13 protein-coding genes are annotated in these 14,844 nt (G+C 40.3%); 9 read left to right on the top strand and 4 right to left on the bottom strand.

The annotated features are described in order from the left end of the window. Nucleotides 1-17: 17 nt before the first annotated feature. Nucleotides 18-605, bottom strand: a complete 588-nt coding sequence (locus J8L97_RS00640; RefSeq protein ID WP_211047511.1) for an alpha-ketoglutarate-dependent dioxygenase AlkB — start codon at nucleotides 603-605, stop codon at nucleotides 18-20. A gap of 43 nt (nucleotides 606-648) precedes the next feature. On the opposite strand from J8L97_RS00640, the gene J8L97_RS00635 reads away from it, so the two are divergent. The 4 genes from J8L97_RS00635 to J8L97_RS00620 are packed head-to-tail and all read left to right on the top strand — an operon-like array spanning nucleotide 649 to nucleotide 4,379. Further along, a complete protein-coding gene (locus J8L97_RS00635) occupies nucleotides 649-1,791 on the top strand; it encodes a methyltransferase (RefSeq protein WP_211047510.1) in 1,143 nt (380 codons plus the stop codon). A 3-nt stretch (nucleotides 1,792-1,794) separates the two neighbouring features. After that, nucleotides 1,795-2,352, top strand: coding sequence for a YajG family lipoprotein (locus J8L97_RS00630; RefSeq protein ID WP_211047509.1), 558 nt, complete (start codon nucleotides 1,795-1,797; stop codon nucleotides 2,350-2,352). A gap of 1 nt (nucleotide 2,353) precedes the next feature. Beyond that, a complete protein-coding gene (locus tag J8L97_RS00625) occupies nucleotides 2,354-2,977 on the top strand; it encodes a peptidylprolyl isomerase (protein WP_192508772.1) in 624 nt (207 codons plus the stop codon). A gap of 19 nt (nucleotides 2,978-2,996) precedes the next feature. Next, the gene (locus tag J8L97_RS00620; protein WP_211047508.1) at nucleotides 2,997-4,379 is read left to right on the top strand and encodes an AmpG family muropeptide MFS transporter; all 1,383 of its coding nucleotides are present in this window, start codon (nucleotides 2,997-2,999) and stop codon (nucleotides 4,377-4,379) included. 53 nt (nucleotides 4,380-4,432) lie between these two features. Here J8L97_RS00620 and J8L97_RS00615 read toward each other — a convergent pair whose 3' ends face one another. Both J8L97_RS00615 and erpA read right to left on the bottom strand, forming a co-directional pair. Next, nucleotides 4,433-4,675 (bottom strand): helix-turn-helix domain-containing protein, encoded by a 243-nt coding sequence (locus J8L97_RS00615; protein WP_192508774.1) that lies wholly within the window; start codon nucleotides 4,673-4,675, stop codon nucleotides 4,433-4,435. Nucleotides 4,676-5,217: 542 nt separating this feature from the next. Further along, a complete protein-coding gene (gene erpA / locus J8L97_RS00610) occupies nucleotides 5,218-5,556 on the bottom strand; it encodes an iron-sulfur cluster insertion protein ErpA (RefSeq protein ID WP_010362831.1) in 339 nt (112 codons plus the stop codon). A gap of 259 nt (nucleotides 5,557-5,815) precedes the next feature. Between erpA and J8L97_RS00605 the strand changes: the two genes are divergently transcribed. The 5 genes from J8L97_RS00605 to J8L97_RS00585 all read left to right on the top strand — a co-directional run bounded on the left by J8L97_RS00605 (nucleotide 5,816) and on the right by J8L97_RS00585 (nucleotide 12,352). Next, on the top strand, nucleotides 5,816-7,498 hold the full coding sequence (locus J8L97_RS00605; RefSeq protein ID WP_211047507.1) for a chloride channel protein: 1,683 nt from the start codon (nucleotides 5,816-5,818) through the stop codon (nucleotides 7,496-7,498). A gap of 13 nt (nucleotides 7,499-7,511) precedes the next feature. Then, a complete protein-coding gene (locus J8L97_RS00600; protein WP_192508776.1) occupies nucleotides 7,512-7,946 on the top strand; it encodes a CopD family protein in 435 nt (144 codons plus the stop codon). A gap of 105 nt (nucleotides 7,947-8,051) precedes the next feature. Beyond that, nucleotides 8,052-9,068 (top strand): aspartate carbamoyltransferase, encoded by a 1,017-nt coding sequence (locus tag J8L97_RS00595; RefSeq protein WP_211047506.1) that lies wholly within the window; start codon nucleotides 8,052-8,054, stop codon nucleotides 9,066-9,068. Between the two features lie 16 nt (nucleotides 9,069-9,084). Beyond that, a complete protein-coding gene (hemL, locus tag J8L97_RS00590) occupies nucleotides 9,085-10,365 on the top strand; it encodes a glutamate-1-semialdehyde 2,1-aminomutase (protein ID WP_211047505.1) in 1,281 nt (426 codons plus the stop codon). Nucleotides 10,366-10,510: 145 nt separating this feature from the next. Then, the gene (locus tag J8L97_RS00585) at nucleotides 10,511-12,352 is read left to right on the top strand and encodes a methyl-accepting chemotaxis protein (protein WP_211047504.1); all 1,842 of its coding nucleotides are present in this window, start codon (nucleotides 10,511-10,513) and stop codon (nucleotides 12,350-12,352) included. Nucleotides 12,353-12,376: 24 nt separating this feature from the next. Here J8L97_RS00585 and mrcB read toward each other — a convergent pair whose 3' ends face one another. Continuing rightward, nucleotides 12,377-14,737 (bottom strand): penicillin-binding protein 1B, encoded by a 2,361-nt coding sequence (gene mrcB, locus J8L97_RS00580; protein ID WP_211047503.1) that lies wholly within the window; start codon nucleotides 14,735-14,737, stop codon nucleotides 12,377-12,379. Between the last annotated feature and the right edge of the window lie 107 nt (nucleotides 14,738-14,844).

The raw sequence follows: 14,844 nt of genomic DNA, 5'->3' as shown, positions 1-14,844 counted from the left end.
CTATACGCTTTTGCTTGCTATTGACCAACTGTGCGAAAGGTTAAATTTATACGCCCGCTATTCACTTTCATTTGTTTAGGTAGAGCATGTTGGTAATGACTTTGGCTCTGTCCGTGCATTAATAAGCAGCTGCCATTGTCTAGCATCAGATTTTGTGTTTGTTTAGAATGCGAATTTCGAATTGTAAATTTTCGGGATGCGCCAAGTGAAATAGACACAATAAATGGTTGACACCCGAGTTCTTTTTCATCATCACTGTGCCACCCCATACTGTCATGACCATTTCTATACCAATTAACTAACAAGGCATTAAAGCTATATCCGTAATGCACCTGCAACCGTCGACGCATCGCCTTTAAAGGTTCTGGCCAATTTTCAACAACTAAAGGGTGATTAGAGTAGCTGTAATTAACCTGCTTATCAGCAATAAAGCACTGCAAACGCGGAATTTTATGATGCTTGCCAAAAATGTTGATTTCGGGTTGTTGCCAATTCAAGATCTCAGTCAAATACGTATAGAGGGACATTGCTTTAAAGTGACTCATTACTTGCTCAATATAGTCAAATCCATTCGGTAACAGCTGTTCAGGGTTTTGCAATGTCATGATACCATCTCTTTATTCTCTTTGACTGCTACTATTTATTGATATGACCACAGAAGCTTTTTTGGGTACTCACCCTCTGACATTACACCGTTTTCCTTTAGATCAAAAAAATCGCAGTCTACAAGCTTGGGATGCCGCTGATGAATACTTAATAGAGTATACCTTCGCCAATTATGAAACACCAAAGCATGCACTTATTTTCAACGATAGTTTCGGCGGATTGGCCGCAGCATTAATAGCACAGCATCCAACCATAAAAGTGACAACGGTGTCAGACTCTTTTGTAAGTCATCAAGCCTGCCAGTATAATTTAGCTGAAAATACGCTATCAAAGACGCACCTCTTCCAGCAAAATAGTTTGGCGCCATTACCTTCAGATTGTGACTTAATTCTAATGAAAGTTCCTAAAAATGCGGGATTTTTGCAACATCAGCTCGCACAGTTAAGTCATTTACCAGCCAATATCCCAGTCATTCTTGCTGGAAAAGTAAAAGAAATACACAGCTCAACATTAAAAAGCGTTGCACACTTTTTATCAGCACCCACAACCAGTTTGGCAGTAAAAAAATCACGGCTCATCTTTACACACACCACTTGCAAACCGGTCGATGATAAATTTCCTACAGATTGGCCATTAGAAAAAACCGACTTCACAATTTCTAATCACGCCAATGTGTTCTCTCGTGACTCGCTCGATATCGGAGCTCGATTTTTTGCTAACTATTTGCCTCAAGGTAAAAAACCAATTAAAGTCATCGACCTTGGCTGTGGAAATGGCGTAATTGGCTTACTTACTCTAGCAAAAATGCCCAACGCCAAACTCATTTTTGTTGATGAATCTGCGATGGCAGTAGCAAGTGCAAAACAAAATATTCAGCACAATTTACCTGAACAGATAGATAATTGTGAATTTCACCAAAATGACTGCCTAACCAACTTCACCCCAGGTTCAGTTGATTTGGTGTTATGTAACCCCCCATTTCATCAAGCTCAGGCGATCACTGATCACATTGCTTGGCAAATGTTTATACAAGCAAAACATACGCTAAAGCAAGGTGGTGAATTGCGTATTATCGGTAACCGACATCTGGATTATCAAGACAAGCTACATCGTTTATTTGGCAATTGTAAAATTATCGGCAACAACAAAAAATTTACCGTACTGAGTGCCACAAAAAGAGGTTAATTCATGCTAAAAACTTACTTTATATCCATTGGTGTTTTTATATTATCGGGATGTACAGCACAGCCTAAGTCTGTCATTTTGAATCCAACTTACTCAGCTCAGGCAGTCAGCCATTTCAATACGACCATAAACGCACGAGTCTCTGATCATCGAACAACCAATTTTGTCATTAAAGTGCTCAATCAAGAGCCAGCTGTTTATTTACCTGATGCCAGTTTACCAATAAAAATAGAACGTATATTTTTTGATGCTTTACGCAGTAATGGTGCAACGCTTGGTACCACAGAAAACAAAAAAGTAACTCTACAAATCAATACCTTTTATAGCAAGATTACTGAAAGCATTACCCAACATGAAAGTAACGCAACCGCTGATTTTCAGATCTTTGCATCACACAATGAACGTACTTTTGAAAAACGTTACACCGGCACATCACAATTGAAAGGGCCTTTAAAACACGAACAAGCAAAAGTGGAAGGCCAATTGAATAACTTGACGCAGAAAATAATCACTCGCATTGTATCGGATCAAGAACTTATCAATTTTTTACAAGGACAATAATATGAATCGAGTAATCATTGCTTGCGCCATTTTTATTTTTTCAAACCTATCTTTTGCTGCAAATAAGGAAGGCCGTTTTGTACAAAAAGACAACTTATTCCCTAGAGTTGAAATCACAACGAGCTTAGGGGTAATCACTCTTGAGTTAGATAGATCTAGAGCACCGATTACCGTGAATAACTTTCTCACCTATGTTGTTAATGGTGACTATAAAGGTTCTGTATTTCATCGTGTTGAACGTGATGAGGCCAATGAACAAGACTTTGTCATTCAAGGTGGTGGCTATGACAAAGAGTACGATGGCATGTTTGAACGCCCTCCTATATTCAATGAAAGTGGTAACGGCATGAAAAACGACATATACAGTGTCGCTATGGCATATCAAGATAGCAAGCCGCATTCTGGAACAAGACAATTCTTTTTTAATATGGATAACAATAAACACTTGAATCCGGGACGTGATTGGGGTTTCGCTGTATTTGGTAATGTGATTGAAGGGTACGAAACACTTGATAAAATAATGCAGGTAGAAACGGGGTTCAATGAGAAACTGGGCTATACATTTATTCCAAAGAAACCAGTTATTATATACGATGTGGCAATCCTAAAAGCAATAGAACTCTAATTTAAAAGAAGCATAAAACATGATCCTTAAAGCGAGTTTAAGTGACTACTTAAGTTATTATAAAGATCGGCGTTTGATTACTATTTTCATGCTAGGGATCAGCAGTGGCTTCCCTTGGGTTCTGATCGGTTCAGTCATGTCCGCATGGCTAAAAGACGAAGGTTTAAGCCGAAGTATGATCGGTCTATTTGGGATTGTATTTGGTGCGTACACCATTAACTTTCTATGGTCACCTTTACTCGATCGTGTCAAGCTGCCCTTTCTAACGACACTATTAGGTCAACGCCGAAGTTGGATTGCCTTATGCCAAGTCATTACCGCACTGGCCACCATTGCAATGTCATATATTATTATAAAAGATAACTTGTTCAGTGCCGCCCTATTGTGCTTTTTAATAGCAGCAGCATCTGCTACACATGACATCGCTATAGACGCATATAGAATTGACATATTACCTGAAAATGAGAGTGAAAAAGCCACCGCAGCTGCTGCAATGGCCACCTCTGGTTGGTGGACAGGATATGCTTTACTGGGCGCTATTCCATTTTTCCTTGCTGATTCTCCCTATTTTGATTGGCCAAAAATTTACTTACTGCTTGGCATTATTATGGGCTTATTAGTGTTGGTTACACTGTTTGCAAAAGAACCTAGCTCACAAAGAGATCATGTTCATAAACAGTTGGAATTGGCATATCAAGCAAGACTTGGCAACTCAAAAAGTGTATTTAGTCGAGTATTCGCTTGGTTTGCAGTGACATTGGTCGAGCCCTTTAGAAGCTTTTTTACCAAAAATGGCGTCAAAACAGCGCTCGCTTTATTGTTATTCATATTCTTATTTAAAATAGGTGAGTCATTCTTAGCGAGAATGTCCATCGTCTTTTATAAAGAGATTGGTTTCAGCAATACCCAAATTGGTCAATATTCAAAACTGGGGACGGGTGTCATTACCATTATTTTTGCATTTTTAGGCAGTATTTTTAATCATAAATACGGTATTGTAAAAGGGTTATTCATCAGTGGGATCGCAATGGCAGCATCCAACTTAATGTTCTCATGGATTGCCATAGCAGGCCCCCAAGAACATCTTTATGCGATGGCAGTTGTCATCGATGGTTTTACACAAGCTTGGTCATTAGTCGCAATGGTTGCATTCATTTCTATGCTATGTGACCGTGCATTTAGCGCAACACATTATGCCTTATTAGCATCGCTTGGGAGTTTAGGACGAACGGTGATGTCGAGTTATAGCGGCGTGGTCATTGATGATTGGTTGCATGGTAATTGGGCTATATTCTTTGTTATTACTGCATTAATGGTATTACCGTCACTATTATTACTTTATATAATACGTAATAAATTGTTTCAGATCGAAATGTCTTATCATGCATCAAAAAATAGGTAAGAATGAGAGAGTTGAGGTGCAGTTCCTTGCACCCTCTTACGCTATGTTAAATATTAGTCTTCTTCTTTAACTAAGTTCAACCCTTCATAAGGGTCAACTTCTAATGCTTCGCAGTAGCGTAAAAACTCTATCACATCAAGGCGACGTTCTTGGTTTTCAATTTTACCAATAAAAGAATGTGGCGTACCCAGAACTTGAGCTAAGCTACGCATTGTATGGCCTTTTTCGTGACGCTTCGATTTTAACCACTTCGTTAACTTACCGTTTTCTTCAGAAGAAACAGTTTTACCCATCATATTAAACATCTCCTACTCGATGATTTCTTTAATTAATACCAATATGAAATTTGCCCGTCTCACATCAGCGGTGTACTGTATACCATAGGCTTGATACGAAAATCTATCATTTGTTCCTATGTACCAAATTAGGTATAGACTATATTTCTGTTAACACCTAATTAAAATTTAACTTTTTACCGACTTTTTATCCAAGCGTTAACAGGCATTAACTTTAACAAATTTTTTATAAAATGCACCAGAAAATGAAATAATTTATTTTTACCTTTAAAACAATCACTTACAAAATCAGATTAAGGAATAAATTGATGATAGAGAATTATTTATGATTAGACTACTGTTTTTAATACCTATTTTATTATGTGCTGGTTGGTTTTGGTTTTTAAGAAGCAACCATATTCCTCTGAAAAAAGGAAGGCGAGGGTTTATCTACATACTAACATTTAGCACTTTTGTATTAGCATTCTTTGCATTAATGATCTACGTGACAAAAAAATAAAAAAGCCACGTATTAACGTGGCTTCTTCTCTAACTTAGAAAAGCTAAACACTAAAACTCGCACCGCAACCGCATGTTGTAGTTGCATTTGGGTTACTTACAAAAAAGCGTGCTCCCTCTAGGCCCTCTGTGTAATCCACTACACCATCAATTAAATATTGAATACTCATGGGATCAACAACCATAACCACACCATTTTTCTCAATTTCTAAATCACCTGGATTGGCTTTTTCATCAAAAGTAAATCCATATTGAAATCCAGAGCAACCGCCTCCTGTTACATAAACACGCAGTTTTAACTCGGGATTCTCTTCTTCTTCGATTAACTCTTTTACGCGATGTGCCGCAGCATCACTAAATTGAATTGGTAACTGTTCAGACATACTATTCGACCCTTGTACATTTTATAGCTGGATTATCTAATACCCGAGTATTTTAATCAAGTATAGTCATCGTACCTTAATTGATTAAAATTACACCATATCAAGGTAGGCTCAAAGGCAATGTCTAGCTTAAGTCTTAAGATGAATATTTATAGCAAGCATAATATATAAATTCCCCCTCAAAATTTGAGTTTGCCACTAAGACGAAGTGACATTTTTTTGATAGACTTAAGTCTTTAATATGACATGGAATTAAGATATGTCGCTGGATACATTACGGCGTAGGTTAGCCAAACCCAAAACATCTGTACAACTGTGTTTACTCGGCGTATGTGCTGGTTTAATTGCGGCTATTCTGATCATCTTATTTCGTCTGACCATCATATTCATACAGTCTACTTTCTTAGACTCCCCAGACCACTTCTCGCAACTCCCTGAATTTCAACGCGTTGCACTACCGGTGTTTGCTGCATTACTCATTGCTTTGTTTGCTAATTTGACTGGCTTTAGACATTACCGACTAGGTATTCCTTTCGTGATACACCGTATTAAACATCACTATGGGCAAATGCCAATTTGGAACACAGCAAATCAATTTTTTGGCGGTGCCGTCGCACTTATTAGTGGATTTTCTGTTGGTCGTGAAGGCCCTTCCGTTCATATGGGAGCCACTGGTGCAAGTATTTTAGCTGAACGACTGCATTTACCAATGAATGCATCTCGTACCCTTGCGGGGTGTGGTGTAGCAGCGGGTATTGCCGCATCATTTAATACGCCACTTGCTGCTGTAATTTTTGTCATGGAAGTCGTTTTAAGGGAATACAAAATACATATTTTCGTACCCATTATGCTCGCGGCTGTCACAGGCGCCTTAGCCACTCAGTTTGTATTTGGCGCCAGCTCTGAGTTGGCGCTTATCAACATCACGCCATTGAGCTTTTGGCATTATCCCTATTTAATTATATGTGGTGTAATACTTGGTGCAGTAGCCTTTAGTTTCAATCAAAACCTCATGCTCATTATAAAAACATTTAAACCTCTAAGCATGTTACCAAGGTTACTTTTAGCAGGGTTAATTGCTGGCCTTATTGGTTATATGGTCCCCCAAGCCATGGGCTCTGGGATGAGTGCAATTACCATTGCTGTTGATGCACCTGAGAGTATTCAGCTACTCACAACCATACTCATCGCCAAATTACTTGCAACATTATTTGCTATTGGGCTGGGCATACCAGGGGGATTAATCGGCCCTGTCATAGGGCTTGGCGTTGTCATGGGGACTTTGATGTCGTTTTTTGCACAATTTATTACTCCAGGCGTCGATGTCAGTGGCACATATGGCGTTTTAGGCATGGCTGGACTATTAGCTGCCACATTACACGCGCCATTGGCCGCTTTAACCGCGGTGATGGAGTTAACATCAAGCCATGAAATCATTGTACCAGCCATGCTGGTGATCTCCGCCGCCTATGTTACTGCACTACAAGTGTTTGGCAATCGCTCCATCTTTTTACAGCAGCTTGACTTCCAAGGCTTACCGTATCAAGTTTCACCTGCCAGTGAAGCACTACAAAAAGTCGGAATTATGGATGACATGGATGAGCACTTTAAATTACTCTACTCTGATGACAAAGATCAGATAAAAGAAACGCTTGGCGCAGTAAATAGCCAAACCCCTCTCATTGTATTTGATGAAGAAAATGGTTACCGGTTAGCTGAGTACGACCTCAATCTAATGAGCGACCAAAACATGAATATCTCTTACATTCCTCTGCAAGGGTTAAGCAGTCAAGCGACGTTATCAGATGCATTTGATGTCCTAAAAGACAAACGCAGTGGCGCTGTATACATTTATAACCAAAAAGACAATCGACAAATTATGGGGATATTACGATGGGATCATATCCGCCATATTTTAACCACTCGAAACAGCTTACTTTAAATTTGAGGGCACAATGAGCTTACTTTTGACTTATAAGGCACTACACCTTTTTTTCATGATCGCATGGTTTGCAGGTATTTTTTATCTACCGAGATTGTTTGTGTATCACGCTATGACACAAGAGAAGTCATGCAGCGCTATGCTCAAAATAATGGAACGTCGCCTCTTATTCTTTGTGACACCGTTCGCCATACTGACGCTCGTTTTTGGCGTACTCACCATTGTTGAATACGGACGAGAATGGTTTCGTCATAGCATGTGGTTACATTACAAATTGGTCTTTGTGATCGTGCTATACCTTTACCATGGTCTGTGCTTTAAGTTACTCGCAGACTTTAAACATGATAGAAATAAACGTAGCGATCGCTTTTATCGCTATTTTAACGAGTTCCCTGTGCTCATGTTACTTGCGATTGTATTACTCGCAGTACTCAAACCAAGCCTTTAATTATGTTACAATGGCGCGCCAAATAACCATGCGACTGCATGCCCGTTATCATGGTGGTTTGCTGTGCCGCAAGCCCGTTGTCAATCTGTGATTAGGAACCACCCCATGTTAAGTTTCCAAGGTGAAAACATTCTTTCCGTGAATCAATTGGATCGAGAAGCAATTGAACATATTTTTGCTGTCGCAAAACAAATGGAACCTTATGCCAAAAAGCATAAGCGAACGCGTGTTTTAGAGGGCGCTATATTAGCCAACCTATTCTTTGAGCCAAGTACTCGTACCCGAGTGAGCTTTGGTACTGCATTTAACTTACTCGGTGGCATTGTCCGAGAGACAACAGGCATGCAAAGCTCTGCATTGGCAAAGGGTGAGTCTTTATACGACACTGCTCGTGTGATATCTGCTTACGCCGATGCCGTTGCAATGCGTCACCCAGACGCTGGGTCAGTGTCAGAATTTGCAACAGGTTCAGACGTCCCCGTAATTAATGGTGGTGATGGCCCCAATGAGCACCCAACCCAAGCATTATTAGACTTACTAACTATCGATAGAGAGCTTGGACGTTTTGAGCGTGGTATTGATGGGATGCATATTGCGTTAGTGGGGGATTTAAAATACGGTCGTACCGTACATTCCTTATCAAAATTATTATGCCATTATAAAGATATCCGCTTTAGCATGGTTGCACCAGATGGATTGCAAATGCCCGATTACATTTTAGATAGTGTCAGTAATGCAGGTCATAAAATAGAAATCGTGTCAAAAATGGAAGGTAACTTAGCTGCTGATATCGTCTATCAAACGCGTATTCAAGAAGAACGCTTTCCTTCTCAAGAAGAAGCAAACAAATACCGCGGTGGCTTTAGGATCAGCCAGGCCATTTATAACGCGCACTGTAAACCTAACTCAGTATTAATGCATCCACTGCCGCGCGATAGCCGCAGTGATGCAAATGAGTTAGACAACGATCTCAATAATAACGACAACCTCGCTATATTCCGTCAAGTACAAAACGGTGTCTTGATCAGAATGGCGTTGTTTGCGTTAACGCTCGGTGTTGAAAACCAAATTACCAAGTATGAAGCCGATGTACCTTGGTTTAGCCGCAAGCGTAATAGTTAAATAATAGGAACTAAAAATGACCATTAGCCAAGATTTATTCTCCCGTGCACAAGCTTCTATTCCTGGCGGTGTAAATTCACCTGTGCGTGCATTTAATGGCGTAGGTGGTACGCCTTTATTTATTACCAAAGCCGAAGGCCCTTTTACATTTGATGCTGACGGTAATCGTTACATCGATTATGTTGGTTCATGGGGACCCATGATTTTGGGGCACAACCACCCTGAAATTAAACGCTCAGTACTGGAAGCAGTCGAAAACGGTTTAAGTTATGGTGCGCCGACTGAAACCGAAATACTCATGGCCGAAAAAGTGAAAGCGCTTGTACCATCAATTGAAAAAGTTCGTATGGTAAGTTCTGGTACCGAAGCTACCATGAGTGCGATCCGCCTTGCTAGAGGGTACACACAACGTGATAAAATCTTAAAGTTTGAAGGTTGCTATCATGGCCACGCAGATTCTTTACTTGTTAAGGCTGGCTCTGGCGCTTTGACAATGGGAGTACCTAATTCACCAGGTATACCTGAGGACTTTGCTAAACATACCCTCACGGTTTCTTTTAATGATTTAGAAGAAGTGAAAGCCATTTTTTCTGAATATAAAGATGAAATCGCGTGTATCATTGTGGAGCCTGTCGCAGGTAATATGAACTGCATTCCACCACAAGCTGGCTTTTTAGAAGGCTTACGTGAGGTATGTGATACCCACGGTACGGTATTAATTTTTGATGAAGTTATGACCGGATTCCGTGTCGCACTCGGGGGTGCGCAAGCATATTACAACATCCAGCCTGATTTAACTTGCCTAGGAAAAGTGATTGGTGGCGGTATGCCAGTAGGTGCTTTTGGTGGTAAACAGGTAATTATGGATTATATTGCCCCAGTCGGCCCCGTGTATCAAGCCGGTACGTTGTCTGGTAACCCTATCGCGATGGCTGCGGGTCTAAAAGCGCTGGAGCTATTATCTGTAGATGGCTTGCATGACGAGCTAGAAGCGAAAAGTAAAGCGTTATGCGAGGGTTTTCAGCAAGCTGCTGATGCCGCTGGTATTCCACTCACAACAAACTTTGCAGGTGGTATGTATGGCTTTTTCTTTACCGAGGCACAAACTGTCACGAGCTACCAACAGGCGACACAGTGTGATCTAGAGCGTTTTAAGCAGTTCTTTCATCTAATGCTTGAAGAAGGCGTGTATTTAGCACCTTCAGCATTTGAAGCTGGCTTTGTAAGTACAATGCATTCAGATGAAGATATTAAAAATACCATTTCAGCAGCTGAACGCGTATTTGCAAAACTCTAACTGTGCATGACTTAAAGTCGTAATAAATCACTAAATTAAAGCCCATTAGGGCTTTTTTTATGTCTACTTACTTTATTTTGAACTAATATAAACATTTACACGGTCTACTATTCTCGAATATTTTTAACATTCAAAAGTGAACAATATGCAAGGATTAAGAACGCTCAGCGCGCCTGCAACACAATTTATGGCGCAATTAAAATATAAAACAAAAATTAGCTTAGTTTTCGGTATTTTGCTGGTTCCATTGAGTTTAAGCCTATTCTTTTTGACAAATATATTGTCAGACTCAATTCGGGTCAGTAAAGAACAACAACATGGTTTAAGCATTTACCCCAAATTGCTCTCAAATATAATGCAAGAGCGTACTGAAAATAACCGACGCGTTGCCACTGAGGCTGGGTTTAAAATTGCAGCTCAAGAAAATTCATCGGTTTTAGAGCTCGTATCAATCCAGTCAAAATTGGCAATTGATGATAATTTAACTCGCTCGTATATAAATAGAACTTTAGTTGAATCAACGCCTCGATTACTGTCACAAATTAATGCGGTAGCAGAGCAAGCAAACAAAGTCATCAGCGCAGGACGATTCACTCCTGATAGTTTTATTGCACTATCTAATCTCAATAAAGGGCTCCCCACCTTTAATGAACAATTACAAAGTAAATTACAAGTTGCACTGCGAGCAATGCCAAGCACAAGAACAATATTACAACGACATATTGATGCTCTTGAGAAAAGCTTAGATGAATATAAAGCCGCTGTGACAGATAAACTCCTAGAACCAGATGATTTACAATTATCTCAAAATCAGTTTAGGCGCTTTCATCAAACCGTTCTTGATGATGTCAGCTCACTCGTTAACTCAGCAACACCTCAGTTAAAAGAATTACTCACGCACAAGCTCGATCAACAGCGAATGATACGAAACACCGTTGCTGTTGCTGCGCTAGTTAGCTTATTAATGGCTGTTTACTTAATGCTTGGTTTTTATTTTGCTGTTTCCGATAGCATTTCTAATTTTTCCCACACAGCAGCCAGAGCAGCCAATGGTGATTTAAGCGCGAAAGCAACAGCTCATGGTAAAGATGAAATGTCTATCATCGTAGAACAATACAATAAAGTGATTGATGCGTTTGTACATATACTAGAAGATGTTAATACTACCAGCAGTGATTTACATACAGCCACAAACCAGCTAAGCCAAATCAGTCAAGATACCCGTGATGATGTGGGCCAACAGCAAAATAAGATCCAAACAATTCACGGAGCACTAAGTGAAATGGCGCACTCTGCTGATTCTGTTGAAACATCGGCACTACATGCAACCGAATTAGCCTCAACCGCAGCCCAACATGTCAAACAAGGGACAAAGAATACGACTGAATTGGCGCAACATATGACTGAACTACAACAAGAATTTGAAGAAAGTCGCGGAGCACTCGATAAGCTCGCACAAGATAGTCAAAACATTAGTAAAGTCAGCGCTGCAATTAGCGAAATAGCTGAGCAAACAAATTTACTGGCATTGAATGCAGCCATTGAAGCAGCACGAGCAGGTGAACAAGGCCGTGGATTTGCAGTTGTCGCTGATGAGGTACGTACACTTGCCAAGCGAACACAACAACAAACTGAAGAGATCCACAGCATTATTAGCTCCCTACAAAGTGCTTCTAACGACACGCAAAGTAAAATGCGCAACAGTGTTGAAAAAATGGAACTTGGTGTGAGCGCTGCTAACCAAACTAATCAAGTCTTGCAAGCTGCTGAGCAGAGCATGATAGATATAGATAAACAAGGTCATTTAATTTCTGATCTAGTTAAACAACAATCCAACGCGACCCAACAAGCGCTTGCTGATTCTAGTGAAATTAGTAGCTTAGCGGAACATACACTTACTTCTGCAGAAGCAACACAAGATGGCGCACACAAATTATCGACCATGGCAACTCACTTACAAAGTGCTATGAGCCAATTTAAAACATAAGCACATTTATTTAGCCCAACAGAGCTAACACTTAGGTCTTGGCTCAAATTCACTCACTCGCACCGGTAACTGAATGACTTTCCCACAACTTGGCGGTGCTTGTTTCCCTGTCTGTTCATTGACAAAAGCCCAACGTATATCACTTGGTCGATTGTCAGCAATGGCTTGTGGGTTAAGCGGTTTTAAATAACGTATATACAATTCAAGTGCACCACTGGCTCCCGTTAAACCTGTTGGTCGGTTATCATCTCGGCCTAACCACGTCACTGTCACTGTATTATGGTCAAATCCGGCAAACCAACTGTCTCGCAAGTCATTGCTTGTACCTGTTTTCCCTGCAAGTTGAATGGAAGGGAAATGCGCGTTGAGGCGTCGAGCAGTGCCATCTTTTGTCACTCTCTTCAGACCATACTTCGTCATATAACTAGCATCATCAGAAAAACGTTTCTCGGCATCTACTTGATGTTCATAAATTACTTTACCTAATGCATTCGTCATCGCCGAGATACTGGTTAACTTGCTATATTCGCCATTACGGGCAAGCGTGCTATATATTTGTGCTACATCAAAGCTTGATAACTCTAGGGCACCCAATAGCAAAGATGGATACCGGCTAACATGACCTTCAAAGCCGAGTTTTGTAAGTGAGTTCGCCACATTATGAACGCCAATATCAAGTCCTAAATTAACAACGGGGATATTGATACTACGACTAAATGCTCTAAACAGCGGCATACTACCACGAAATTTATGATCGAAATTCTCAGGTGTCCACGTATCCCCGGCTTCATCTGTGACTTGTAATGGCGCATCCTCTAATAAGGTACCTAAATTGTACTGGGGTTGTTCTAATGCAGTTAAGTAGACAGCAGGCTTCACCAGCGAACCAATATTTCGTTTAGTGTCTAAAACCCGATTAAAGCCACTAAAACGCACGTCTCGACCCGCAGCAAGAGCTGATACACCGCCCTTCTCTACATTAACTGCCACCATAGCCGTTTCAAGTTGCTTTGTTTTAAAACGTCGCTCTAAATAAGGCAAACCTTCACGAATAGCATCTTCCATTGCGGTTTGTTTTTGTAGATCAAAATAAGTAAAGATCCGCACTCCAGCATGAATAATTTCTTGGTTTGGAAGTAACCTTTTGAGCTCTCGGTCCACTAACTCTAAATAACCTGGGTAGCTTTTGTGCAAACTATTTTTTAACGATTGAATTTTTATTGGCCTGGCGAGTGCCGCTCGAAATTCATTTGTCGTGATATGGCCTGATTCAACCAGTAAACGCAGCACTAAATCTCTACGTTCTCGAACCCTTTCAGGGTAACGTCTTGGATTATAATATGAAGGTCCTTTCACCATCGCAATTAATAAGGCTATTTGATCAAACTCAAGTTCATCTACTGGTTTAGCAAAGTAAAACTCCGCCGCCAACCCCATACCATGAACGCCTTGGTTATATGCTTGACCTAAATATACTTCATTTAAATACGCCTCTAAAATTTCATCTTTGCTGTAGCGATAATCTAAGATCAGCGCAATAAAAGCCTCATTGATTTTGCGGACTATTGAGCGCTCTCGAGTTAAGTAAAAATTTTTAGCTAACTGCTGCGTTAACGTACTGCCCCCTTGTACCGTCCGGCCAACTTTAATATTGGTATAAAATGCCCGCATAATAGACCACAATGACACACCGTGATGCTCATAAAAGTCTCTGTCTTCGACTACAAGTAATGCTTGCTTCAATATATTTGGGAACTTATCTAAAGGAACAAATTCTCGATCTTGATTACTTTCATTACCAATGCGTGCTATTTGAACAGGCTCTAATCTGGCCGATTTCACTCTACGACCATCTTGACCAACAATACTCGCAAGCTTTTTACCTGCAAAGTTTAAAGTAAATATTTGTGCTTGCTCAGCACCATCATGAAAGTTAAACGTTCGTCGATGTACTTTAATCGTGCGGCCTTGTTGCACATACTGCCCAGTTCGATTGAGTCGATTAACATGCGAATAGTTAAGCCGCTTTAACTCCCATAAAACTTCGTCTTCTGATAAGTATTGGTCGGGATAAAACGTCATTGAACGTGCATAAACCTGCACCGGCAATTGCCATTTGTTCCCCTCGAACTGACGTGTAATCTTGGCATCTAAATACACGACATAAAACGCAACCATCACAATACACGCCAAACTGCCTTTCCAAAATAGATTCCAGATAGTTTTCAGAATGCGCTGTTTAATACGCTGTAATGTTGAGTGTTTAGAGGGCATTTTTGCCGCTTTTTTTCGAGGCTTTGCTTTTGTCGTTTTTACGTTTCTTTTACTGGGTGATTTAACTGTTTTATCAGTGTTTTTTTTAGAACCCGCGCTTTTTTCTGCCATGCCTACCGTACTAAAGGGAGCGTTAAATAGTGGATAAGCCTAGAGTACCTCAGATTAACCTGACCTGAAAGACACTGCGGGCCTAAAAGGCCCGTTATCTTGAGATA

The organism is Pseudoalteromonas sp. MMG012 (genome assembly GCF_018100875.1).
Lineage (GTDB): Bacteria > Pseudomonadota > Gammaproteobacteria > Enterobacterales > Alteromonadaceae > Pseudoalteromonas > Pseudoalteromonas aurantia.
Note: the sequence above shows the minus strand (reverse complement) of the source record. Positions and strands in the feature narration are given on the sequence as shown.